This window comes from Pseudomonas sp. 05N432 (assembly GCF_056396945.1).
Window position 1 is genome coordinate 230,804 of the sequence record NZ_JBFTMM010000003.1, and the last position, 25,294, is coordinate 256,097.

The 25,294-nt window shown below is 59.2% G+C and carries 20 protein-coding genes and 1 tRNA gene; 13 read left to right on the forward strand and 8 right to left on the reverse strand.

The features are described from left to right. The first annotated feature begins 43 nt into the window (after positions 1-43). Complete coding sequence (locus AC1DHT_RS05420; protein ID WP_427538347.1) at positions 44-892, forward strand: NmrA family NAD(P)-binding protein; 849 nt, start codon at positions 44-46, stop codon at positions 890-892. Between the two features lie 212 nt (positions 893-1,104). Here the strand turns inward: AC1DHT_RS05420 and AC1DHT_RS05425 are convergent, their stop codons facing one another. From AC1DHT_RS05425 to AC1DHT_RS05455, 7 genes are all read right to left on the reverse strand, one after another. Next, a complete protein-coding gene (locus AC1DHT_RS05425; protein ID WP_427538344.1) occupies positions 1,105-1,491 on the reverse strand; it encodes an Arm DNA-binding domain-containing protein in 387 nt (128 codons plus the stop codon). Positions 1,492-1,744: 253 nt separating this feature from the next. Beyond that, positions 1,745-1,820: transfer RNA gene (locus tag AC1DHT_RS05430), tRNA-Gly, on the reverse strand. Between the two features lie 63 nt (positions 1,821-1,883). Next, positions 1,884-2,444, reverse strand: a complete 561-nt coding sequence (gene pgsA, locus AC1DHT_RS05435; RefSeq protein WP_123583870.1) for a CDP-diacylglycerol--glycerol-3-phosphate 3-phosphatidyltransferase — start codon at positions 2,442-2,444, stop codon at positions 1,884-1,886. Positions 2,445-2,477: 33 nt separating this feature from the next. Then, positions 2,478-4,301: an excinuclease ABC subunit UvrC gene (gene uvrC, locus AC1DHT_RS05440; RefSeq protein ID WP_054596825.1), complete on the reverse strand. Its 1,824-nt coding sequence runs from the start codon at positions 4,299-4,301 to the stop codon at positions 2,478-2,480. A gap of 2 nt (positions 4,302-4,303) precedes the next feature. Beyond that, positions 4,304-4,945 (reverse strand): response regulator transcription factor GacA, encoded by a 642-nt coding sequence (gene gacA, locus AC1DHT_RS05445; protein ID WP_477761307.1) that lies wholly within the window; start codon positions 4,943-4,945, stop codon positions 4,304-4,306. Between the two features lie 136 nt (positions 4,946-5,081). Next, on the reverse strand, positions 5,082-5,516 hold the full coding sequence (locus AC1DHT_RS05450) for a GNAT family N-acetyltransferase (protein WP_427538341.1): 435 nt from the start codon (positions 5,514-5,516) through the stop codon (positions 5,082-5,084). A 9-nt stretch (positions 5,517-5,525) separates the two neighbouring features. After that, on the reverse strand, positions 5,526-6,284 hold the full coding sequence (locus tag AC1DHT_RS05455; RefSeq protein ID WP_427538338.1) for a carbon-nitrogen hydrolase family protein: 759 nt from the start codon (positions 6,282-6,284) through the stop codon (positions 5,526-5,528). 626 nt (positions 6,285-6,910) lie between these two features. On the opposite strand from AC1DHT_RS05455, the gene AC1DHT_RS05460 reads away from it, so the two are divergent. The 11 genes from AC1DHT_RS05460 (at position 6,911) to AC1DHT_RS05510 (ending at position 21,463) form a co-directional block, all read left to right on the forward strand. Then, entirely contained in the window at positions 6,911-7,990 is a 1,080-nt protein-coding gene (locus AC1DHT_RS05460) for a 3-deoxy-7-phosphoheptulonate synthase (RefSeq protein ID WP_427538335.1), read from the forward strand. 264 nt (positions 7,991-8,254) lie between these two features. After that, positions 8,255-9,136, forward strand: a complete 882-nt coding sequence (locus AC1DHT_RS05465; protein ID WP_427538332.1) for an esterase/lipase family protein — start codon at positions 8,255-8,257, stop codon at positions 9,134-9,136. Between the two features lie 131 nt (positions 9,137-9,267). Next, on the forward strand, positions 9,268-9,549 hold the full coding sequence (locus tag AC1DHT_RS05470; RefSeq protein ID WP_019690941.1) for a peptidylprolyl isomerase: 282 nt from the start codon (positions 9,268-9,270) through the stop codon (positions 9,547-9,549). 137 nt (positions 9,550-9,686) lie between these two features. Then, entirely contained in the window at positions 9,687-11,555 is a 1,869-nt protein-coding gene (locus tag AC1DHT_RS05475) for an extracellular solute-binding protein (RefSeq protein WP_442114509.1), read from the forward strand. Next, positions 11,555-12,613, forward strand: a complete 1,059-nt coding sequence (locus tag AC1DHT_RS05480) for a microcin C ABC transporter permease YejB (RefSeq protein ID WP_427538326.1) — start codon at positions 11,555-11,557, stop codon at positions 12,611-12,613. Before AC1DHT_RS05475 ends, AC1DHT_RS05480 begins: the two co-directional genes overlap by 1 nt. After that, positions 12,613-13,635 (forward strand): ABC transporter permease, encoded by a 1,023-nt coding sequence (locus AC1DHT_RS05485; RefSeq protein ID WP_054596816.1) that lies wholly within the window; start codon positions 12,613-12,615, stop codon positions 13,633-13,635. Before AC1DHT_RS05480 ends, AC1DHT_RS05485 begins: the two co-directional genes overlap by 1 nt. Positions 13,636-13,701: 66 nt before the next feature. Then, complete coding sequence (locus tag AC1DHT_RS05490) at positions 13,702-15,282, forward strand: ABC transporter ATP-binding protein (RefSeq protein ID WP_477761308.1); 1,581 nt, start codon at positions 13,702-13,704, stop codon at positions 15,280-15,282. 118 nt (positions 15,283-15,400) lie between these two features. Next, positions 15,401-16,816: a sigma-54 interaction domain-containing protein gene (locus AC1DHT_RS05495; RefSeq protein ID WP_427538320.1), complete on the forward strand. Its 1,416-nt coding sequence runs from the start codon at positions 15,401-15,403 to the stop codon at positions 16,814-16,816. Positions 16,817-17,135: 319 nt separating this feature from the next. After that, positions 17,136-18,527, forward strand: coding sequence for a GntP family permease (locus AC1DHT_RS05500; protein WP_427538317.1), 1,392 nt, complete (start codon positions 17,136-17,138; stop codon positions 18,525-18,527). Positions 18,528-18,534: 7 nt separating this feature from the next. Beyond that, complete coding sequence (hbdH, locus tag AC1DHT_RS05505) at positions 18,535-19,308, forward strand: 3-hydroxybutyrate dehydrogenase (protein ID WP_427538314.1); 774 nt, start codon at positions 18,535-18,537, stop codon at positions 19,306-19,308. 199 nt (positions 19,309-19,507) lie between these two features. Beyond that, a complete protein-coding gene (locus AC1DHT_RS05510; RefSeq protein ID WP_427538311.1) occupies positions 19,508-21,463 on the forward strand; it encodes an acetoacetate--CoA ligase in 1,956 nt (651 codons plus the stop codon). Between the two features lie 17 nt (positions 21,464-21,480). On the opposite strand, the gene AC1DHT_RS05515 is transcribed toward AC1DHT_RS05510, so the two are convergent. Then, positions 21,481-22,599 (reverse strand): PilT/PilU family type 4a pilus ATPase, encoded by a 1,119-nt coding sequence (locus tag AC1DHT_RS05515; protein WP_427538308.1) that lies wholly within the window; start codon positions 22,597-22,599, stop codon positions 21,481-21,483. Between the two features lie 144 nt (positions 22,600-22,743). On the opposite strand from AC1DHT_RS05515, the gene AC1DHT_RS05520 reads away from it, so the two are divergent. After that, positions 22,744-25,281, forward strand: a complete 2,538-nt coding sequence (locus tag AC1DHT_RS05520) for a hybrid sensor histidine kinase/response regulator (RefSeq protein ID WP_477761309.1) — start codon at positions 22,744-22,746, stop codon at positions 25,279-25,281. Positions 25,282-25,294: the final 13 nt, after the last annotated feature.

The window sequence follows — 25,294 nt, forward strand, 5'->3', positions numbered from 1 at the left end:
TCTCCAAGGCGCATTCAGGTCGCCACTCAACGGGAGTTAGACGATGTATACAATCATGGGTGTTACTGGGCACGTCGGCGGCGAAGTTGCCCGGGCGCTGCTAGCAGCAGGCGAGCAGGTGCGTGTAGTTGTGCGCGATGCGGAAAAAGGCGCGATCTGGGCTGCGCAAGGTTGTGATGTAGCAGTGGCTGATCTCAACGACGTGCACTCGCTGACAGTGGCATTCAAGCACAGCCATGGCGTATTTGTCTTGCTGCCGCCCAGCTTCGACCCGGCTGAGGGTTTTCCCCAGACTCGTGAAATCATCAGCAATTTACACGAGGCGCTATTGGTTACACGCCCCGGAAAGATCGTATGTCTGTCAACGATTGGCGCCCAGGCAACCCAGCCCAACTTGCTCAACCAGCTGCAATTGCTGGAACACAGTCTGCGCAGTTTGGACACTCCAATCAGCTTCCTGCGCCCGGCCTGGTATATGGAAAACCACCAATGGGATATCGACGCCGCGCGCGGCGGTGTGATCCCAAGCTTCCTTCAACCGCTGGATAAGCCCGTGCCGATGATTGCTACCGTCGATGTCGGCCGCACTGCTGCCGAGTTGATACGGGAAACCTGGCAAGGCAAGCGCGTGGTTGAGCTGGAATCGACCGACACGGTCACTCCGCTTTCGATTGCCCAAACCTTCGCCGAGTTGCTCGGTCATCCGGTGCGCATCGAAGCGGTACCGCGTGATACCTGGGAGGATCTGTTTCGCACACAAGGTATGAACAACCCGTTGCCGCGCGTACAGATGCTCGACGGCTTCAATGAAGAGTGGATCTGTTTCGAGAGCGTTCCACGCACTGGGCGTACCACCCTGAAAGAGGTATTGGGTCAGTTGATCAAGCGCTGAAAGTGTTTAGGACTTCGGGGGGGCGAACCCCTGAGGTCTGCACCGTTTGAAACGGATAAAACAGCATAAACCCTGAGTAGCCACGCTCGCTGCGATCATCGCTCTGTCTCGGCAACGACGCGTGGTCTACGACTGTTTTGATCCGTGCGTGCAGGTCACTTCTCCCCTGACAAGGAGGCGTTGATGCAACCAGGCTCAACCGCAAGACTTGTTTATCGCGTACAAACTAACAGTAGGGCTGACCATGTCTTCAAGTATTCAAGACAGTAGAAGGTTCGCCATGCGAGGAAGACTGCTGTAAAGGAGTTCTCATCAGCCGCCAAAGCGGTAAAACGATCGCCTCTTCGAGCCGCGCGAGGATCAGCGCCCTTGGCGACCAGGGCTCGCGCTTGATCGCGTGCCAGCCTGGCGTCTTTAAGGCTTATTTCCGGATACATTCCCAAGGAAATGCGAGCCGGCTTACCCAGCCAGTTAAAACGAAAATGCCAGCTCTTACCCCCCTTCGCGCTCACGAACAGGTGCGAGCCATCCATATCTTTCAGGCTGTAATTTCTACCGAAGTTTTTTGCGTGGCGAACGGCCGCATCAGTCAAAGGCATCCGTACAACTCCCCGTCTCGATCGATTGAGCAGAGATGTACGGGCTCCAGCAATGTGTCCTCTACGAGGAAACCGCTCCGTTGGGAGTCACGATTTCGATGTACTAATTGATGTACAAAAAAAACGTGGCTGGCGGCAGAGTCCGGTAGAACWCTCCGGAACGAAAAAAGAGGCCAAAGCCTCTTTTTTCGATGCTGACAATAAAATAACGCGCAAAAAAAAACGCCACTCATTGAGTGGCGTTTTTTGTATTTGGAGCGGGAAACGAGACTCGAACTCGCGACCCCGACCTTGGCAAGGTCGTGCTCTACCAACTGAGCTATTCCCGCGTCTTGGTGTGGCGCATTTTATAGAATTTAGAAGTCTCGTCAACCCCTTGATTCAAAAAAGTTTTATTTTTTTTCTACATCGGTTTTCAGATGCGGCCAGGCAGCGCGCAGATACTGCACCATCGACCACAACGTCAGGCCTGCAGAGACCATCAGCAAGGTATAACCCACCAGAACCCAAAAGCTGAAGTCCGACGGATTAGCCAGCAGGATCACCAGCGCCAGCATCTGCGCAGCGGTTTTCCATTTGCCCAGGTTCGAGACGGCAACATGCGCACGCGCGCCCAGTTCAGCCATCCACTCCCGGAGAGCGGAAACCACGATTTCACGACCGATGATGACCGCTGCCGGCAATGTCAGCCACACGTTACCGTGCTCCTGTACCAGCAGCACCAGCGCCACTGCGACCATCAGCTTGTCGGCGACCGGATCGAGAAATGCCCCGAACGGTGTGCTTTGTTCCAGGCGGCGGGCCAAATAGCCATCCAGCCAGTCCGTAGCCGCAGCAAACGCGAAGACCGAGGCGGATGCCAGGTAGCTCCATTGGTACGGCAGGTAAAACAGCAAAATGAAGATCGGGATGAGCAGAACGCGTAGAACGGTGATCAGATTAGGGATATTCATCGGCACAACTGGCTACGAGGTGAGTTGGGCATTCTACTCGCTGTGCAGGTTTGCATAAATCAACTCAGCGAGCTTTTTACTGATCCCCGGTGCTTTGGCGATCTCTTCGATGCTTGCACGAGACAGCTCCTGCAATCCACCAAAATGTTTCAACAGGTCACGCCGTCGCGTCGGCCCTACCCCGGCAACGCCTTCAAGCGTTGAAGTGCGGCGGGTTTTGCCACGTCGTGCACGGTGACCGGTAATTGCAAAACGGTGAGCTTCATCACGGATCTGCTGGATCAAGTGCAGCGCCGGAGAATCCCCACGCAAGGTGAACTCATGGGCGGCGTCATTGAGATACAGCGTTTCAAACCCGGCCTTGCGCGTCGCCCCCTTGGCCACGCCCAGAAGAATCAGGTCCGGCACGGCCAACTCGTTGAGCACATCACGCGCCATGGACAACTGCCCCTTGCCGCCGTCCACCAGCAAGATGTCCGGCAACTTGCCCTCGCCGTCCTTCAGTTTGCTGAAGCGTCGAGTCAGCGCCTGATGCATCGCCGCGTAGTCATCGCCCGGCGTGACACCTTCGATATTGTAGCGGCGGTAGTCGGACTTCAGCGGTCCTTCCGGGCCAAACACCACGCAAGACGCCACTGTCGCTTCGCCGCTCGAGTGACTGATGTCATAGCATTCCAGCCGTTGCGGCGGCTCATCCAGGTCAAGCACTTGTGCCAGGGCTTCAAACCGCGCGGCAACGTGCTGACGGTTGGCCAGACGCGCCCCGAGCGCCTGTTCGGCATTGGTCACGGCCAGTTGCTGCCAGCGTGCTCGCGTGCCGCGAACCCGATGGCTGATGGTCAACTCGCGACCGCGTAGCTCTTCAATGGCCGCGATCAGGGTCGGAAAGTCTTCGTGGACCACATTGACGATCAACTCGCTTGGCAAGTCGCGTTCGGGACTGCTGATGAAGTACTGGCCAAGAAACGCCGCCATCACTTCGGCAACATCCTCTTCAATACCCACCTGCGGGAAAAAGTTCTTGCTGCCCAGCACCCGTCCGCCACGCACACTGATCAGATGAACACAGGCACCGCCCGGGTTGATGAACGCCGCAATGACATCGACATCTCCCGTTCCGCCTTCCATGCTCTGTTGATCCTGCACCCGGCGCAGCAGGGAAATCTGATCCCGCAGCTCGGCCGCCCGCTCGAAATCGAGGGTGCTCGCGGCCTGCTCCATGCCTGCAGACAGCTCGTCTGTCAGCGCATTGCTGCGACCTTCGAGAAACATCACCGAGTGACGTACATCCTCGGCGTACACCTGAGGTTCGACCAGGCCAACGCAAGGTGCCTTGCAACGTTTGATCTGGTACTGCAGGCAGGGTCGCGTGCGGTTCTTGTAGTAGCTGTCTTCGCACTGACGAACAAAAAAGGTCTTTTGCAGCAGGCTCAGGCTTTCACGAATCGCACCGGCACTCGGGTAAGGACCGAAGTACTTGCCCTTCAGCTTTTTCGCACCGCGATGGATGCTCAGGCGTGGAAAGTCGCCATCCGAAAGAAATACATACGGATAGGATTTATCGTCCCGCAGAAGAATGTTGTAGGGCGGCCGCCACTCCTTGATCAGCGTCTGCTCAAGCAGCAGCGCTTCGGTTTCGTTGGCGGTGATGGTGGTTTCAATTTGGGCGATTCGGCCAACCAAGGCAGCCGTTTTGGGTGCCAGGCCGGTCTTGCGGAAATAACTCGCCAGACGTTTCTTCAGGTTCTTGGCTTTGCCCACGTACAGCAGGCGCGCATCGCTGTCGAACATGCGATACACACCAGGGCGCCCACTGACGGTCGAAAGAAAGGCGCTTGGATCAAACGGGTCGGTCATTGTCAGAGGCTGGCATCGACCATGCCGTGACGAACCGCCAACAGCGTCAACTCAACATCGCTGCTGATCGAAAGCTTCTCGAAAATGCGGTAACGGTAGGTGTTCACGGTTTTTGGCGACAGGCATAGTTTGTCGGAAATGATCTGGACCTTCTGGCAGCCGACAATCATCAGGGCGATCTGGATCTCCCGCTCTGACAGCGCGTCGAAAKGCGAATCATTACTTGGCTGGAACGATTTGATCGCCAACTGCTGGGCAATTTGCGGACTGATATAACGCTGCCCGGCAAATACCAGGCGAATCGCCTGCACCATTTCATTGAGCCCTGCGCCCTTGGTCAGATAGCCCGCGGCACCTGCCTGTAACAGTCGAGTAGGAAACGGATCTTCCTCGCACACGGTTACAGCGACGACTTTGATGTCCGGGTGGCTGCGCAATAACTTGCGCGTGGCTTCAAGACCGCCGATCCCGGGCATCTTGACGTCCATCAGCACCACATCCGGTTTCAACTCACGCGCTTTAAGCAGGGATTCCTCCYCCGACTCAGCCTGGCCGACTACTTGCAGACCATCGATGTCAGCCAACATTCGTGTAATACCTGTACGAACGAGATCATGGTCATCGACTACTAGCACCCTAATCAAGCAGACACCTCGCGATAATGGTCTTATTGGTTGCCGAACACCTTAGCAAAAAGCATCCGGCAGACCTAGCAGCAAGCGCTATATAAAAAGTTTCAATTCGTCTTGAAAGACTTGAGCTACACGCTTTACAGACGTTTCAGCGAGGACATTTGCGCTCCATCCTCAGGAAACAATCGTCCTGCCCGACAATCTGCAAGCCCATGCGCTGATAAAGCGTTTGCGCGGGATTGTCCTTGAACACCGTCAGACGCAGCGCCGGACGTCGCTCCGTACAGGCTTTCGAAAACACCTGTTCGATCGTCCAGGCACCCGCGCCCTGATTGCGAAAAGTCTCGATCACATGCAACTCGCGAATGTACAGGGCCTTTGAATCGCGGCTCAGGCTGGTAAAGCCCAGCACCGATGCATTGTGGCAAATCAGCCAGTTTTCCCGACCCGCCCATGCAACATCGAAGGCGTCGTCGATCCAAGGTAGACCATGCCGAATGTAATAGCCAAGCATGGTTTGGCAGGTCAAAAGTCGCGCAAATGGCAAATGCTCCGACGAAGCCAGCCGCAACTCAAAGTCCATTCATCCTCCTCAAGCACTCACCACCGGCACGACCTCCCCGCCCCACTCGCCGGCATTTCGGCGGGCGATCACCAGTAAATCGCCAGTTCCCGAAGCCGCCGCAATCAGCGAACCGTCCGACGCCCAGATTGCGCTGCGCCCTGCCGACTCCCAACCGCCCGTTGCACCGCCATGATTGGCCATCAGTACCACCATCGAGTGCTCGCCGGCATAACCCTGCAGCAATGCGGTGTCCGGGGCGTAGCCACCTCCGGTAATCAGCACGCCGGCGGCGTAGAGTTTCGCCCCCCTGTCGGCGGCCGTAGCGGCATGACTGGCATGCGAAAAGTCGGCGCACACCGCCAACGCGATCGTATCGTCACCTATTGTCAGCAGTGAACCACCCGAACCCGGTGCAAACGCCTCCTCCTCGCCCGAATGCAGATGTTGCTTGCTATAGACCCCCAGCGAACCATCGGCAGCCAGTACCAGCGCGCCAATCAGTACCGGCGAATTGGCCGATAGACGAATCGGCATTCCGACGACGGTGGTGACACCCAGCTCTCGAGCCAGATCCCGCAATGGCTGCAAAACCGCTGCATCCGGCGTGATCGCCAATTGCCCCGCCAATCCACGCTCATACCCCGTGAGTGACAACTCGGGGAACACCAACAGTTGCACGCCTTGCTCGGCGGCGACCTGAATGAAGTGTTGATGCCAAGCGATATTCGCCTGAAGGTCCCCGGCAACCGAGATCGATTGTGCGGCAGCGATGGTCAGTGTCGTCATCTGCGTTGTCCTTGATGAGGGTTCGCGAGCAATCACGAAGTGTGGCACAAAGCCAGGCCGTACTTAAGCCATAGAAATTGACCTGCGAGCCGATAGCATTTACTGATTGAATCTGCACACCCGCCTCTAGTAAGCTCGGTGCATTCATCGGAGACAGACCATGCCGCATATCCCTTCACAGCTTTGCATCGCCAGCGCCCCGCGCTCGGTTGCGGCTGCACGGGTAAATAGCGTCTGCGCACCGGTAAACTTTTATTTTGGGTATTGGTTTAGCCACTGGCGCGCCTGATACCCACACGGCGCCCACTACTCAAGGGGTCGCCTACCAGAGAATTCTCAACCCCCGGTCGGCCTCCCGACCGGGGGTTTTGTTTTTTCAGCCCCATACATTTTTAGCGACATCACTGACTTCAAGGAATCACGACATGAACTACGCCACTTATTACCGTTACGACAGTTTTTCCGCCTGGCGATTTACCAGCCTCCGCTCGGGACAGCCTGCCGCCTCCGATCGGTCACCCACAGGTGGCATGCACACACTCGAAGCCAACCCGGCCAATTGTCGAACACCCCAGTAGGGCCGAGCGCGCGGGACCGAACCCGCCGCCAGCCCAGGAAGCCTGAATATGAACTCGTCCATCTCTGCTCTGCCGCTGTCCACCTTGAGCCCGGCCAATGAAGCGCTGACCCAGCGTTTGCCCAGCTCGCTGCAACTCAAGCACCAATTGCCACTCAGCCTCACGCTGACCCAACAGGTCGCTGCCCACCGTGAAGCGGTCCGCGCGATTCTCGACGGTGAAGACTCCCGTCTGCTGGTCGTCGTCGGCCCTTGCTCGATACACGATCCGCAATCAGCCCTCGAATACGCAGGCAAGCTCGCCCGGCTTGCGGCCGACGTCAGCGATGAAATGCTCGTGGTGATGCGCGCCTACATTGAAAAACCTCGCACCACGGTGGGCTGGAAAGGCCTGGCCTACGACCCGCACCTGGATGGTAGCGACGACATGGTCGGTGGCTTGACCCTCTCCCGTGAATTGATGCGCGAAATGCTTCGCCTCGGTTTGCCGATTGCCACTGAACTGCTGCAGCCCATGGCCGCCAGCTACTTCGATGACTTGCTGAGCTGGGTCGCAATCGGCGCGCGCACCACCGAATCACAGATTCACCGTGAGATGGCCAGCGGCCTGGGCATGCCGGTCGGTTTCAAGAACGGCACCGATGGCGGTGTCGGTGTCGCCACCGATGCCATGCGCTCGGCAGCGCATCCGCATCGGCACTTCGGTGTCGACAGCCAGGGGCACCCGGCGATCATTCAGACTCAGGGCAACCCGGATACGCATCTGGTGCTGCGCGGTGGGCATCGCGGGCCAAACTATGACGTCCAGAGCGTCGCGCACATACAGGCCGACTTGCAGAAGCTGAAGATTGCCTCGCGGATCATGGTCGATTGCAGTCACGCCAACAGTGGCAAAGACCCATTACGCCAACCGGCCGTGTTCAACGAAGTGCTTGAGCAACGCCTGAGCGGCAATCGCTCGCTGATCGGCATGATGCTTGAAAGCCATCTGTTCGAAGGCTGCCAGCCGTTGAGCCAGTCACTGCGCTATGGCGTTTCGGTGACTGACGGCTGCCTGGGGTGGGAGGCGACCGAGCAGTTGTTGCGCAACGCCAGCCTGAAGCTGCGCGGGCTTGAAAAGGGTATCTGAGCAAACGGCAAACAAGTACTCAGCGATCAATTGCCCCCGGCACTGCCGTTCCAGTTGCACCTCTGGAACGGCAGCGCCGGGCAATCACTGACGAAAAGATCTCAAAATGTTCCGAGCAATTCCTCGCAAGAATCTGATCTTTCCCGCTATTTCTATTCCGCTTTCAACCGTTTCTAGCGGTTTTTTCCCACACCGCTCGCCTGCCACCCTGCATTAGAGTGAGGACGTGAACCCCACTCGAACTTACGGAATACAGGTACGCACATGCAACGGAATGCAATCACGCAGCACCCTATCCTGCTGGTCCACGGCCTCTTCGGTTTCGAGAGCATCGGCAAACTGGAACTCTTCCATGGCGTGAAACAGGCACTGAGGAACACTGGTGCGCAAGTGTTCATACCCCACCTCTCGGCCGCTCACTGCAATGAGGTCCGTGGCCAGCAACTGCTGGCACAAATCGACCGGGTGCTGGCAGGCACCGGCGCGAGCAAAGTCAATCTGATCGGCCATAGCCAAGGCGCCCTGACCGCTCGTTATGCCGCAGCGATAGCCCCCCAAAACGTCGCTTCGGTGACCTCGGTCAGCGGGCCGAACCATGGCTCCGAGCTCGCCGACTGCTTGCGCAAGGCATTGACCCCCGGGCACCTGCCAGAACACGTCGCGGTGGCAGTCTCGACACTGTTCGTCGAGTTCCTGTCATTTATCAGTGGCAACCCGAAAATCCCGCAGAACGCTGTCGCCGCCCTCAACGCTTTAACGACTGAAGGCGTCGCGGCCTTCAACGCAAAATACCCTCAAGGCCTGCCGAAGACCTGGGGTGGCAACGGCGAAGAACAGGTCAACGGCGTTCGTTATTACTCCTGGAGTGGCACATTGCAGGGCAACCTGCTGGATGCAGGGCTGCATGCGCTCGATCCACTGCACGCTTTTTGTCGAGGGTTTTCCAGGTTTTTCACTCGTGAGACCGAGCAAAACGACGGGATGGTCGGCCGCTACAGCTCGCACCTGGGCACCGTCCTGCGCTCCGATTACCCAATGGACCACCTGGATGCGATCAATCAAACGGCAGGTCTGGTACGCAAAGGCATCGACCCCGTCGAGTTGTATCTGCTGCATGCCGAACGCTTGAAAAGCGTTGGCCTTTAAGCAGGTCTTTTTCGAACAACGGCAAGATGAGGTGAAAACCGGCAATCGATTGACCGAACTTTGACGAGAAATAGGTCACTGAATCCGGTAGGCTCAACACCTTACTTGAACATTGAATGGAGATTTTTCTCATGGCCAAAGCCACTGCCCGCCACATCCTGGTTGCCACCGAAGCCAAGTGCAACGAACTGAAAGCCCAAATCGAAGCCGGTGCTGATTTCGCTGCCATTGCCAAAGCCAACTCCACCTGCCCATCGAGCCGTGACGGCGGCAACCTCGGTTCGTTCGGTCCTGGCCAGATGGTCAAGGAATTCGACACCGTGGTCTTCAGCGCACCGGTCAACACCGTACAAGGCCCGGTGAAGACCCAGTTCGGTTACCACCTGCTGGAAGTGACCAGCCGCCAGGACTGATCAATCCGCGATTTGCTCAAACAACGGCCCGCCTTCTGGTGGGCCGTTGCGTTTGTATCGAATGATTATGGCTGGCGAGTCACGCGCCGCTAGCGTACAAATTGTGCTTATCGATCATCCGGCTCTTAAGGCTGACAATGCGACTGGCTTTCCCCTCATTGATCTTCATGGCCCTGGCCTTGCTGCTGAGCACTGCAGCCGTGAACGCTACGCCACAGCACGCCTTGACCGTGTATGGCGAACCGGCCAAATACCCTGCAGGTTTCAGTCACTTTGCCTACACCAACCTGCAAGCGCCCAAGGGCGGCAGCATGCGCCGCTCAGCGATAGAAATCGGCCACTTCGACCACGTGCTGCCGTACATCGACAAGGGCATTGGCGTGACCCAGGTCGACGGGATGATTTACTCGCCACTGGCCCAGCGTTCGCTGGATGAGCCCTACACCGTGTACGGGCTGGTGGCAGAGAAAATGGAGCGTGCCGATGATGGTCTGTGGCTGCGTTTCTACCTCAACCCCAAGGCTCGCTTCGCCGATGGCACGCCCATCACCGCCGAAGACGTGCGCTACACCTTCGACCTGCTGATGACCCAGGGCAGCCTGCGCTATCGCACCCAATTCGCCGACGTCAAAGGCGTCGAAGTCGAGTCGCCGCACACCATTCGCTTTGACTTCAAGAACAACGAAAGCCGTACCCTGGCGCTGGACATTGCGACCCTGCCGGTGTTTCCCGAGCACTGGTGGAAAACCCGCGACTTCGCCAATGGCGGCGGTTACGAAGCACCACTGGGTAGCGGCCCGTACCGCGTCAGCAAGATTGATTCGGGACGCAGCATTACCTTCGAGCGCAATGCCGACTGGTGGGGCAAGGACTTACCCGTCAGCCGCGGCCTGTACAACTTCGACCATTTCAGCATCGAGTATTTCGGCGATACCGATGTCGCTCGCCAGGTGCTGCGCGGCGGCGCCTATGACTACAACCGCGAGTTCTCGGCCACCGCGTATTCCATCGGTTACGACGGTCCAGCGCTGAACGACGGCCGTTTGCAAAAGGCTCATCTGGCCAAAGAGGCACCACAACCGGCCCAGGGCTTTGTGTTCAATCTGCAAAAGCCGATGTTCCAGGATCGCCGCGTCCGTCAGGCACTGGCAATGCTCTGGGATTTCGAGTGGAGTAACCGGCAGATGATGCGCGATATGTACATTCGCCAGCAGAGTTACTTTTCCAATAGCCTGCTGGCTGCCAGGCAACCGCCCGATGCCGGCGAACTGGCGATTCTCGAACCCTTGCGCGGGCAGATTCCAGACGAGGTCTTTACCCAGGTTTTCGAAGCACCGAAGACTGACGGCAGCGGCCTGATCCGCGACAAGCAATTGCAGGCGCTGGCGCTGCTCGAACAAGCCGGTTGGAAAGCCGATGGCGATCGGCTGGTCAACGCCGAGGGCGAGCCACTGGCGTTTACTTTCCTGATCAGCCAGAACGGCATGGACCGTCTGCTGCTGCCGTACAAACGCAACCTGGCGCAGATCGGGATCAATCTGGATATTCGCCGGATCGACTCGTCGCAGTACGTAAACCGCTTGATGAGTCGCGACTACGACATGATCGTCACCGGCTATCCGGTGACCACCTCGCCGGGGACCGAACTATACAACTACTTCGGCTCGGCCGCCGCCACCGACCCCGGTGCCAACAATTACATGGTGCTGAAAAATCCTGCCGTCGACACACTGATTACCGGCCTAGTCAAAGCCACCACCCAGGCCGACATGCTGCGTTATGCCCACGCACTGGACCGGGTGCTGCAATGGAACTACTACTGGATTCCCAACTATTACCCGCCAGGCTCCTCGACTGTGTGGTGGAACCGTTTCGGCATTCCGGCGATACAAGCGAGCAATGACGAAGCCATCGAGAGCTGGTGGGAAATGAGCCCGACGCCGCTGACCAACGAACAAATGGCCGTCGAACGCATCAGCCGTGGCAAACCCGGAGGGCCGCATTGATGCTGGCTTATATAGTTCGACGTTTGCTGCTGATCATTCCAACGCTGGTGATCATTCTGCTGGTCAACTTCGTGATCGTGCAGGCCGCACCGGGTGGCCCGGTCGAACAAGCCATCGCTCACCTGCAAGGCATCGGCGGCCCAGCCATCGGGGCTTCCGGCGATGCCATCAGCCACGGCTCGCGGGCCAGTCGCGGACTTGATCCACAACTGATCAAGGACATCGAAAAACAGTATGGCTTCGACAAGCCGGCACCGGAACGCCTGTGGCTGATGATCACCAGCTATGCCCGGCTGGACTTCGGCAAGAGCTTCTTTCGCGGCGCCACGGTCACCGACCTGATTCTTGAAAAGATGCCAGTGACCATTTCCCTCGGGCTTTGGGCGACACTGATCACCTACCTGGTATCAATCCCGCTGGGCATTCGCAAAGCCGTGCATCACGGCAGCCTTTTCGATATATGGAGCAGCACCGCAATCGTCATCGGGTACGCGATGCCGGCGTTCCTGTTTGCGATGTTTCTGATCGTGGTATTTGCCGGTGGTACATCGTTGAACTGGTTTCCGGTACGAGGACTGGTCTCGGAGAATTTCGATCAGTTGTCGACACTGGGAAAAGTGGCCGACTACTTCTGGCACCTGGTGCTGCCGGTGACGGCGCTGGTAGTCGGCGGTTTCGCTACCTTGACCATTCTGACCAAGAACTCCTTCCTCAACGAGATCACCCGTCAGTACGTGGTCACCGCCCGCGCCAAAGGCCTGAGTGAACGCCGAGTGCTGTACGGCCACGTGTTTCGCAACGCAATGCTGCTGGTGGTGTCGGGCATTCCCCAGGCGTTGATCAGCGTGTTTTTCGCCGGTTCCCTGTTGATCGAGGTGATTTTTTCCCTCGATGGACTGGGGCGGATGAGTTATGAAGCGGCGGTGTCCCGGGACTACCCGGTGGTGTTCGGTTCGCTGTTCATCTTCACCCTGTTCGGTCTCCTGATAAAAATCATCGGCGACCTTTGCTACACCCTGGTCGACCCGCGCATCGACTTCGCCTCGAGGAATGGCTGATGCTCAATCTCTCGCCCCTGGCGCGCCGACGCTTCGAACGCTTCAAGAAAAACCGTCGAGGCTGGTGGTCGCTGTGGCTGTTCATCGGCCTGTTCGTCCTGACCCTCGGTGGTGAATTGATTGCCAATGACAAGCCGCTGGTACTGAGTTATCAGGGCTCGTTGTACTACCCGGCGTTCAAGCGCTACACCGAGCAAGAGTTCGGTGGGCAACTGCCGTTCCAGGCCGATTACCGCAGTGATTACGTGCAGAAGCTGATCCACAAGGACGGCGGTTGGATGCTGTTCCCGCCGATCCCGTTCAGCGATGACACGCCGAACTACGACCTCAATCAACCGGCGCCGAGTCCGCCGTCAAAGGTCAACTGGCTGGGCACCGACGATCAGGCACGCGATGTGTTGGCGCGGGTGATTTTCGGCGCCAGGGTGTCGATATTGTTCGCGTTGGCGCTGACCTTCATCAGCGCGTTGATCGGCATCGCCGCCGGCGCCTTGCAGGGCTACTACGGCGGCTGGGTCGACCTGCTCGGTCAGCGTTTGCAGGAAGTCTGGTCAGGGTTGCCGGTGCTTTACCTGCTGATCATCCTGTCGGGTTTCGTCGAGCCGAACTTCTGGTGGCTGTTGGGGATCATGGCGCTGTTTTCCTGGCTGGCACTGGTGGATGTAGTGCGCGCCGAGTTCCTGCGCGGGCGCAACCTGGAGTACGTCAAAGCGGCGCGCGCACTGGGGCTAACCGATCGCAAAGTGATCGTGCGGCACATTCTGCCCAATGCGATGAACGCGACCTTGAGTTACCTGCCATTCATTCTCACCGGGGCAATCTCGACCCTCACCGCCCTCGACTTCCTCGGCTTCGGCATGCCCGCCGGCAGCGCCTCGCTGGGCGAGTTGATCGGTCAGGGCAAGCAGAATCTGCAAGCACCGTGGCTCGGGCTGACGGCGTTTTTCACCCTGGCGCTGATTCTTTCCTTACTGGTGTTTATCGGTGAAGCATTGCGCGATGCATTTGATCCTCGATCTTGATCCTCGATCTTGATCCTCGATCTTGAGCCGCGATCTTGATCCTCGAACCTGAGCTGGACATTGGACATGAGCGACAACCTGATCGAAATCCGTGACCTCAACGTGGCCTTCAGTGGTCAGGCTGCAGTGCGCAATGTGTGCCTGGACATCCGCCCCGGCGAGTGCCTGGCATTGGTTGGCGAATCCGGCTYGGGCAAATCGGTGACCGCCCAATCGATCCTCCAACTGCTACCCGACGGCGGCACCGAAACCCGGGGCAGCATTCGCTATCGTGGCCAGGAATTGATCGGCGCGGACGTCACGACCCTGCGAGCCTTGCGCGGCAATCGCATCGCGATGATTTTCCAGGAACCGATGACCTCCCTGAATCCGTTGCACAGCGTCGAAAAGCAAATTGGCGAAACCCTGCTGGTGCATAAGGGGCTGGGTGACAAGGCGGCGCAAAAGCGCACCCTTGAGCTGCTCGAACTGGTGGGCATCAAAAAACCCGAAGAGCGCCTCAAGGCCTATCCGCACCAGCTCTCCGGTGGCCAGCGGCAACGGGTGATGATCGCCATGGCGCTGGCCTGCGAACCCGAGTTGCTGATCGCCGATGAACCAACTACCGCGCTCGATGTGACGGTACAGCGCAAGATCCTGCGGCTGCTCAAATCACTGCAACAACGCCTGGGCATGTCGCTGCTGTTGATCAGCCACGACCTCAATCTGGTGCGCAGCATCGCCCAGCGGGTCTGCGTCATGCACGCTGGGGAAGTCGTCGAGCAAGCCGAGTGCGAGCGCCTCTTCAACCACCCGCAACATCCCTACAGTCGACTGCTGTTGAACGCCGAACCGGAAGGTGAACCCCTGCCTCGTGACGAGCGTGAAGTCGTGTTGGAAGTCAACGACCTCAATGTGCGCTTCCCGCTGGGCGGCGGATTGTTCCAGCGTAAAACCTGGTTGCATGCAGTCGACGGCATCAGCCTGAGTATTCAACGCGGCAAGACGCTGGGCATCGTTGGCGAATCCGGTTCCGGCAAGTCCACCCTCGGCCAGGCGATCCTGCGCCTGCTCGACTCCGACGGCAGCATCCGCTTTAAGGGCGAGGCGCTCGACAGCCTGAACCAGAAGCAGCTGCGGCCTTGGCGCAAGCAGATGCAGGTAGTGTTCCAGGACCCGTTTGGCAGCCTCAGCCCGCGAATGTCAGTCGCACAGATCATCAGCGAAGGGCTGGAAGTCCATAGCCAATCAACTGCCGGCGAATGCGAGGCCCAGGTCATTCAGGTGCTGAAAGAGGTCGGCCTTGACCCGCAAAGCCGCCACCGCTACCCGCACGAATTCTCCGGTGGCCAGCGCCAACGGATTGCCATCGCCCGCGCCCTGGTACTCAAGCCGGCATTGATTCTGCTCGACGAACCGACCTCGGCGCTTGATCGCACGGTGCAAAAACAGGTGGTCGCCCTGCTTCGCCAGCTTCAGGAAAAATACGGCCTGACCTACCTGTTCATCAGCCATGACCTGGCAGTGATTCGTGCCCTGGCCCATGACATGATCGTGATCAAGGACGGCAAAGTCGTGGAACGCGGCGCCAGCCATGACGTGTTCACCGCACCGCAGCACCCCTATACCAAAGAGCTGTTGGCCGCGGCGCATCCGGGCTGGGTATGATCGCTTCGGACCGCGTCGCGGCCATCGCGAGCAGGCTCGCCCCCACAGTGACTTATGTGGGAGCGAGCCTGCTCGCGAAGGGGCCAGCACAGACCATGCACATTCTGGAAATGAAGCCATGAACACCACCGAAAGCCTCAAGGACTACCAACGTGTGCGCATGCTGGCGATCCGCTCGTTGTTCGAGATCATCGAGCAGTCCAGCGAAGGCACGGTGATCGTCGACCGCGATGCGAACATCGTCTGGATGAACGAACGTTATGCCAAGCGCTTTGGCTTGGCGTCCGCTGAAGTGGCGATCGGCAAAGCGTGTGAAAGCGTGATCCCCGGCAGCCTGTTGCGCGAGGTGGTGCGTACCGGTCGACCGATCCTGCTGGACATGCAGGACACGCCCAAAGAGCCGCTGGTGGTGATGCGCCTGCCGATTCACGATGACGCCGGCGCGGTGATTGGTGCCATCGGGTTCGCGTTGTTCGATGAGTTGCGCAGCCTGTCGCCGATGCTCAAGCGTTACCAGAGCATGCAGGAAGAACTTGCGTCCACACGTTCGCTGCTGCGAGCCCGACAAGCCAAGTACACCTTCGCCCATTTCATCGGCACCAGCGCCGCCAGCCTGGAGGTCAAACGCCGCGCCCGACGTAGCGCCAGCACCGAGTCCCCGGTCCTGTTGCTGGGTGAAACCGGCACCGGCAAAGAGCTGCTGGCCCAGGCGATTCACGGTGCCTCGCCACGGGCGCACAAAGCCTTCGTCAGCATCAACAGCGCGGCGATCCCGGAAGCGCTGCTCGAAGCCGAGTTTTTCGGCACCGCGCCCGGCGCCTTCACCGGCGCAGACCGCAAGGGTCGCTCCGGCAAGCTGCAGATCGCTCAGGGCGGGACCTTGTTTCTCGACGAAATCGGCGACATGCCGCTGCCGTTGCAAAGCAAACTGCTGCGGGTATTGCAGGAAAAAGAATTCGAACCGGTCGGCTCCAACGAAGTGATCCAGAGCGATGTGCGAGTGATCGCTGCGACCTCCACCGACCTCGAAGCGGCGATCAAACGCGGCGAGTTTCGTGCCGACCTGTATTACCGCCTCAACGTCCTGCCCATCCATGTGCCGCCGCTGCGCGAACGCCTCGACGACCTGCCGGCCCTGAGCGAAGCGATCCTGGAAGAGCTGCGCAGTCAGCATGAGCTCGATAGCCAGGCCCTGGAGTTGCTCGGCCAACACGCCTGGCCGGGTAACATCCGTGAATTGCGCAACGTGCTGGAGCGGGCCGCGCTGCTCAGCGATGACCTGATCCTCAATGCTGCAGAAATCCGCGCGGCGGTTGGCAGTTTTGTGCCTGTGGAGCGCTCCGCGCCACTGGCCATTGAAACGCATACCAACGAGACCTTCAGTGCTGCACGCGAACGCTTCGACCGGCAGTTGATTGAAAGTACGCTCGCGCATTGTGGTGGCAAGGTGATCGACGCAGCGGCACGGCTGGGGCTGGGGCGTTCGACGCTGTACAAGAAGATGGTGGCGTTGGGGATTGCCGAGTCTCAATAAAGAGATGCTTGTCTCTACTTATAGACATGATTTGAAACCGTATCGAGACCATCGCGAGCAGGCTCGCTCCCACACTGAATTGCATTAGGCCCGCACATTTTCGGGTCAACCCCGAACACATGTGGGAGCGAGCCTGCTCGCGATAAGGCCATCCAAGTCACCATAAGTCTCCAATCCGAGACAAATTATTTCCCCATCAACGAAATAACAAGAAATATCCATATATTTCAACAAGTTACTTGAATGGCACGAAACTCGCTAACGCCCTCTCCTACAAAAGATCCACCCCCAAAAAAAATAACAATCCAGGAGACACACCATGAGTGTGATCATTGCCTTGGCAGCCCTCGCGCTGCTGATGCTGGCTGCTTACCGTGGCTACAGCGTCATTCTCTTCGCTCCGATTGCCGCCCTTGGCGCGGTCCTGCTCACTGACCCCTCTGCCGTTGCGCCCGCCTTCACCGGCGTGTTCATGGAGAAAATGGTCGGGTTCGTCAAACTGTACTTCCCGGTGTTCCTGCTCGGCGCGGTGTTCGGCAAGCTGATCGAGTTGTCGGGCTTCTCACGTTCGATTGTCGCTGCAGCGATTCGCCTGCTCGGCACGCGCCAGGCGATGCTGGTGATCGTGCTGGTCTGCGCCCTGCTCACCTACGGCGGCGTGTCGCTGTTCGTCGTGGTATTCGCGGTGTATCCGTTTGCCGCGGAGATGTTCCGTCAGAGCAATATCCCGAAACGGCTGATCCCGGCGACCATCGCCCTTGGCGCGTTTTCCTTCACCATGGACGCCCTGCCCGGCACCCCGCAAATCCAGAACATCATCCCCAGCACCTTCTTCAACACCACCGCCTGGGCCGCGCCATGGCTGGGTTTGATTGGCACGATCTTCGTCTTTTGCGCCGGCATGCTGTTCCTCCAGCGTCAGCGCAACAAGGCCCAGCGCAAGGGTGAAGGCTACGGCACAGAGCTGCGCAACGAGCCGGAAACCGCCGAAGACGTGAAGCTGCCCAATCCGTGGATCGCGCTCTCGCCGTTGCTGCTGGTGGGCATCATGAACCTGCTGTTCACCCACTGGATTCCGCTGTGGTACGGCAAGACCCACAGCCTGAGCCTGCCGGGCATGTCCGCGCCGGTGACCACCGAAATCGCCAAGCTCACCGCCATCTGGGCGGTCCAGGCCGCGTTGCTGGTCGGCATCGTCATGGTGCTGGTGTTCGGCTTCCAGGCGATCCGCGGCAAGCTCGCCGAAGGCAGCAGAAGCGCGGTCAGCGGCGCCTTGCTGGCGGCGATGAACACCGCGTCGGAATACGGTTTCGGTGCGGTCATCGCCTCGTTGCCCGGCTTCCTGGTGCTGGCCGACTGGCTGAAAAGCATCCCTAACCCGCTGGTCAATGAAGCGATTACCGTGACCCTGCTGGCAGGTATCACCGGTTCGGCCTCGGGTGGCATGAGCATTGCCCTGGCGGCGATGGCCAATGACTTCATCGCGGCGGCCCATGCGGCGAACATTCCGCTGGAAGTGCTGCACCGGGTCGCGGCCATGGCCAGTGGCGGCATGGACACGCTGCCGCACAACGGCGCGGTCATTACCTTGCTCGCGGTAACGGGCCTGACCCACCGCGAAGCCTATAAAGACATTTTCTGTATTACGCTGATCAAGACCCTGGCGGTCTTCGTAGTCATCGGTACTTTCTACGCCACCGGCATTGTGTGAGGCATTCATGACAACTCTTTCGGGCAAAACCGCATTGGTCACCGGCTCCACCAGCGGCATCGGTCTGGGCATCGCACTGAGCCTGGCCAGGGCCGGCGCCAACCTGATCCTCAATGGTTTCGGCGATGCCTCCACAGTCATCGCGCAGGTACAGCAGTTTGGTGGCAAGGTCGGGCACCACCCGGCCGATGTCAGTGACCCTGCGCAAATTGCCGAGATGATCGCCTATGCCGAACGCGAGTTCGGTGGTGTCGATATCCTGGTGAACAACGCGGGCATCCAGCACGTGTCCGCGGTGGAAGACTTCCCCGTGGAGCGTTGGGATTCGATCATTGCGATCAACCTGTCGTCGGTCTTCCACAGCACCCGCCTCAGCCTGCCAGGCATGCGCGCCAAGGGGTGGGGACGGATCGTCAACATCGCCTCGGTACACGGCCAGGTCGGCTCGGTGGGTAAGGCTGCCTACGTCGCCGCCAAGCATGGGGTGATCGGCCTGACCAAAGTGGTCGGCCTGGAAACCGCCACCAGCAACGTCACCTGCAACGCCATCTGCCCAGGCTGGGTACTGACGCCGCTGGTGCAAAAGCAGATCGATGACCGCGCCGCAGCAGGGGTTGACCCACAGCAGGCGCAACATGATTTGTTGGCCGAGAAGCAGCCGTCGCTGGAATTCGTGACCCCGTCACACCTGGGTGAACTGGTGCTGTTCCTGTGCAGTGAAGCTGGCAGCCAGGTGCGTGGCGCGGCGTGGAATATTGATGGCGGGTGGCTGGCACAGTAAAAAGGCTAGTCAGCGGCTGTGGCGAAGGTGCTTGCTCGCGTCGGCCGGTCCACGTTCGGGCGCAGCTGTCGTAAAATGATGAGCGCGTTGCCATTGGAAGAACGCGCCAGCCAGTTTGGGCTCGCTTCGCGGCCCAGCGGGAGCAAGCTCCCTCGCCACAAGAGCCAGTGAGCGGGTATTAAGAAAAAAGAGGCCAATCATGTCAGAAGTTCTTTGGCAACCCAGCGCCGAACGCATCGGCAAGACCCGCATGGATGCCTTCCGGCGCTTCAGCAATCAGCGGTACAACCTGGCACTCGCGGACTACCCCGCCCTGCACCAATGGAGCATCGATCAGCGCGAAGATTTCTGGCAGGCCATCGTCGATTTTTTCGAGATCAGGTTTCACCAGCCACCGAGCACCGTGCTGCGTGAAGGCCCGCAGATGCCCAGCGCCGAGTGGTTTCCCGGCGCCACGCTGAACTTCGCCGAACACCTGCTGCGTCGTCGCGATGACGCAACTGCCGTAATTGCCATCGCCGAGAATGGCCAGCGCGAAAGCTTGAGTTACCGTGAGCTGGCCGAACACGTCGCCGGTCTGCAAAAAAGCCTGAGAGCCGCTGGCGTCGGCCTCGGTGACCGGGTGGCAGCGTGCATGCCGAACACCTGGCAGACCCTGGTAGGCATGCTCGCGACCACCAGCCTGGGCGCGATCTGGTCGTGTTCGTCACCGGATTTCGGCACGCACGGGGTGGTCGACCGCTTCGGCCAGATCGAACCGAAAGTGCTGATCACCTGCGCCGGTTATCGCTACGCCGGCAAAGAGATCGACCAGACGACCAAGGTCAACGAAATCCTCGAACACCTGCCATCGCTGCAGCAACTGATTATCGTGCCTTATGCCCGGCCACAGGCCCGCGTTGACGATTACAAAACCCAAGCCAACGTCGCGTTGTGGGACAGCTTTTATCGTCCGGGCGGCGAGCCCGGGTTCGTCCCGGTGCCCTTCGCGCATCCGCTGTACATTCTCTACTCCAGTGGCACCACCGGCGTACCGAAATGCATCATCCACAGCGTCGGCGGTGTACTGCTGCAACACGTCAAGGAACACGGTTTGCACGTCGACCTCGGGCCAGACGACCGACTGTTCTACTACACCACCTGTGGCTGGATGATGTGGAACTGGCTGGTCTCGGCATTGGCGGTCGGCAGCAGCGTGGTGCTGTACGACGGCTCGCCTTTCCACCCCGGCCCGCAACGCTTGATCGACCTGATCGACAGCGAAGCCATCAGTGTCTTCGGCACCAGCCCCAAATACCTCGCGACACTGGAAAGCAATGAAATCCAGCCGCGCCTAAGCCACGACCTGGGCAGCCTGAAAGCCCTGCTCTCGACCGGTTCGGCACTGTCGCCGCAAAGCTACGAGTACGTTTATCGCGAGATCAAAAGCGATCTGTGCCTATCGTCGATGTCCGGCGGTACCGACATCATCTCCTGCTTTCTTGCCGGCAATCCGGTCCTGCCGGTCCGCCGTGGCGAGATGCAGTGCAAGGGCCTGGGCATGGCGGTTGAAGTCTGGAATGAGGCGGGTCAGCCGGTGATCGGTGAAAAAGGCGAGTTGGTCTGCACCCGGCACTTCCCGGCGATGCCGATCGGCCTGTGGAACGACCCGCAGCAGGAAAAACTCCGCGCCTCGTATTTCAGCCAGTTTCCGGGCGTCTGGGCTCAGGGCGACTACGCCGAACAACGGCCCAATGGCAGCTGGCTGATCCACGGGCGCTCTGACGCAGTACTCAACCCCGGCGGCGTACGCATCGGCACCGCGGAAATCTACCGTCAGGTGGAAAAAATCCATCAGGTACTGGACTCGGTCGCCATCGGCCAGCAATGGCAGGATGACGTGCGCGTGGTGTTGTTCGTGCGCCTGCGTGACGGCGTAACGCTGGACGAAAAACTTGAGCAGGAGATTCGCCAGGTCATCCGCGCCAACACCACGCCTCGGCATGTGCCGGCAAAGATCGTGGCGGTGACGGATATACCGCGAACCATCAGCGGCAAGGTGGTCGAGCTGGCCGTCAGAAATGTCGTGCACGGCCAGCCGGTGAAAAATACCGATGCACTGGCCAACCCTGAAGCGCTGGAGCAATTTCGGGATCGACCGGAATTGCAGAGCTAACGCCTACGCAGGATGGGTCAGTCCATCAGCCCCCATTCACCGGTTTTGGTGGATGGGGGGGCGGCATTCGGCACACTGTCCACGTGCAACTTCAGACGCAAGCGCAAGTTATTCACCGAATCGGCGTATTTCAATGCCTCCTCTTCATCGATCGCACCCTCGACAACCAAATCGAACAACGCCGTATCAAACGTCTTCATTCCCGACTCTGCCGACTTTTCCATGATCTCCTTGAGCTGGTGAAGCTCATTGCGCCGTATCAGATCGCCAATGGTTGGCGTACCCAGCATCACCTCCACCGCCGCCCGGCGCTGCCCATCGCGGGTGCGTACCAGACGTTGGGAAACGAAGGCCTTGAGGTTGTTACCCAGATCATTGAGCAACTGCCCACGGCGCTCCTCCGGGAAAAAGTTGATGATCCGGTCCAGTGCCTGATTGGCGTTGTGAGCGTGCAAGGTAGAGAGCACCAGGTGCCCGGTGTCGGCGAATGCCAATGCATGCTCCATGGTTTCGCGGTCGCGAATTTCGCCGATCAGCACCACATCCGGCGCCTGGCGAAGGGTATTCTTCAAGGCGGCGTGGAAGCTGCGCGTATCGACGCCCACCTCACGCTGGTTGATGATCGACTGTTGATGGCGATGGATATACTCCACCGGGTCTTCGATGGTGATGATGTGCCCGCTGCTGTGGCGATTGCGGTAATCGATCAACGCTGCCAGCGAGGTCGACTTGCCCGAATCCGTGGCGCCGACGAACAGCATCAGCCCCTGCTTGAGCATCACCGTCTCAAGCAGCACGGCCGGCAGTTTGAGGTCTTCAAAGCGCGGGATATCGAGTTTGATGTTGCGCGCCACGATCGACACGTCATTACGCTGCTTGAAGACGTTGACGCGAAAGCGCCCGACTCCGACCAGAGACACCGCCAGGTTCATTTCCAGCTCGCGGTCGAACTCTGCGCACTGCTCGACGTCCATAAGGGTCTCGGCAATCCGGGCAATCTCGCCGGGCTTGAACACTTCAGGGGCCAGTGTTCGGAGCGCACCCTTGAAGCGCCCGGTAGGTGGTGCGCCAGTCGACAGGTAAAGATCGGAGCCGTCCTGGCTGGCCAGCATTCTTAGCAGCGAGTGAATGTCCATGGCAAAAAAATATCCATTGAGCCTTCCATTGAACGAAAATTGCCAAGGCACGCCACTTTTCACGCGTCCGAGCGTCTACTCCTTCGAAGCATAGTAGATGCCCCAGTACCGATATGTAGCACGGACATGATGCAGGAACCCTTGATGAACGGATCCCCTACCGGCGGCGACGCCCAGGCCTTGATTGCCCGACTCGACTGGGCACAAAGTCCGCTGGGCTCTGCCAGCCACTGGCCGCAGAGCCTGCGCACCGCCGTGGACATCGTGATTCACTCGCCCATGCCCATGCTGTTGTTATGGGGGCCGGAGCTGTCGCAGATCTACAACGACGGCTTTGCACTGTTGGCCGGCAACAAGCATCCGCAGGCTTTCGGACAACCCACGCACCAGACATGGCCAGAACTTAAAGACTTCACCGACCCCATTTATAGCGCTGTCTTACAAGGCCAAGTGCGTTCCTACAGCGAGCAGCGTTTCAGCCTGCAGCGCGATGGCGGCGAATCGGATGTCTGGCTGGACCTGACCTACAGCCCGATTCGTGACGAACGCGGGCAGGTCGCCGGGATCCTGGTCACTGCCATTGAAACCAATGAGCGCCGACGCATCGCCCTGGAGCTCAAACAACGCTCGGAGGCCAGCCTCAAGGCCCAGCACGAAACCGAAGAACGCCTGCAACTGGCCCTCGCCGCCACCGACGCGGTAGGCACCTGGGACTGGGATATCAGCGAAGATCGCTTTATTGCCGATGCGCACTTCGCCCAGTTGCACAGTGTTGACCCGGCACTGGCCAATCAACTGCCCATCACCGAATACCTCAACGGCGTGCACCCGGAAGACCGGGGCATGGTCGCCCGCAGCATCAAGCACTGCATCAGCCAGGGCAGCGAATACGCCGAGGAATACCGGCTGCTGCAAGCCAGCGGCGAAGTGCGCTGGGTCTTTGCCCGAGGCCGCTGCTACAAGGATCACCACGGTCGCCCCCTGCGTTTTCTCGGTGCCGCTCTGGACCTGACCGAGCGCAAGCACACCGAACAAGCGTTACGGCAAAGCCAGACCGAGCTGCAACTGATCATCAACGCCATGCCGGTGCTGATCGGCTATGTCGATCATGAACAACGCTTTCGCCTGAACAACAGCGCGTACCTGGACTGGTACGGCATGACCCCGCAGGAGCTGTACGGTAAAACCATTCGAGAAATTCTCGGCGACGAACTCTATGCCACCCGCGTCGAGCACATCAGCGCCGCGCTGGCGGGCAAAGCCTGCAGTTTCGAGGCTTATTCGCCGCACCGCGACGGCCGACCGCGTTATGCACTGATGAAGTACCTGCCACGCTTTGGTTCTGACGGTGCGGTCAATGGGTTCTACATTTTCGTGATCGACGAAACCGAGCGCAAACAGACCGAGGAAGCCTTGCGCAACCTCAACGAGACGCTGGAAGAACGGGTCGACACACGCACCAAGGCACTGGCTGAAGCCAACCATCGCCTGCAAAACGAAATGTTCGAGCGCGAACGCGCCGAAGATGYGTTGCGCCATGCACAAAAAATGGAAGCCGTCGGCCAACTCACTGGCGGTATCGCCCACGACTTCAACAACATGCTGACCGGGATTATTGGCAGCCTGGACCTGATGCAGCGCTACATTGCCGATGGGCGTAGCGATGAGATCGGCCGCTTTGCCGATGCGGCCGTGTCGTCAGCCAATCGGGCTGCCGCCTTGACTCACCGGCTGCTGGCATTCTCCCGCCGGCAATCGCTGGACCGTCGACCGCTTGAGCCCAACACACTGGTGCGCTCGCTCGAAGAGCTGTTGCGCCGCACCAAGGGCGAGCATATCGAACTGAAGTTTCAGCTGGCACCGGAAGTCTGGCCGGTCAACACCGATGCCAACCAACTGGAAAACGCCCTGCTCAACCTGGTGATCAACGCCCGCGATGCGATGCCTGAGGGCGGCGAGCTGGTGATTGAAACCGCCAATAGCTACCTCGATGGCAACGACATCAGCACCCTTGAGCCGGTCAAGGCCGGTGACTATGTGATGCTCGGCGTACGCGACAACGGTACCGGCATGACTCCGCGCGTATTGGCCAAGGCCTTCGATCCGTTCTTCACCACCAAGCCTATCGGCCAGGGCACCGGGCTGGGGTTGTCGATGATTTATGGCTTCGCCCAGCAATCCGGCGGCCATGTGACCCTCAGCAGTCAGCCGGGACAAGGCACGACGGTGCGCCTGTATTTGCCGCGCCTGCACAACGCGCCTCAGCACGCCTCGCTGGCGGCAGTCAGCTTGGGCAGCCCCTATGCGACCGCAGGTGAGTCGGTGGTGCTGGTCGAAGACGACCCTGCAGTGCGTATGCTGGTGCTCAATGTGCTGAACGAACTGGGCTACATCGCCCATGAGGCGCAAGACGCAAAAAACGCCCTGCCGCTGCTGGAGTCTGACCTGCGTATCGATCTGCTGGTGACCGATGTCGGCCTGCCCGGCATGAATGGCCGGCAACTGGCGGAAATCGCCCGTCAGCATCGACCTGGGCTTAACGTCCTGTTCATGACCGGCTACGCGGAAAAAGCCGCCGAACGCCAGGGCTTTCTCGAGGAGGGCATGGACCTGCTGGCCAAGCCCTTCACCCTTGAACAACTGGCCGGCAAGATTCGCCACATGATCCGCCGAACCGGATGATTTGAGGCATAAT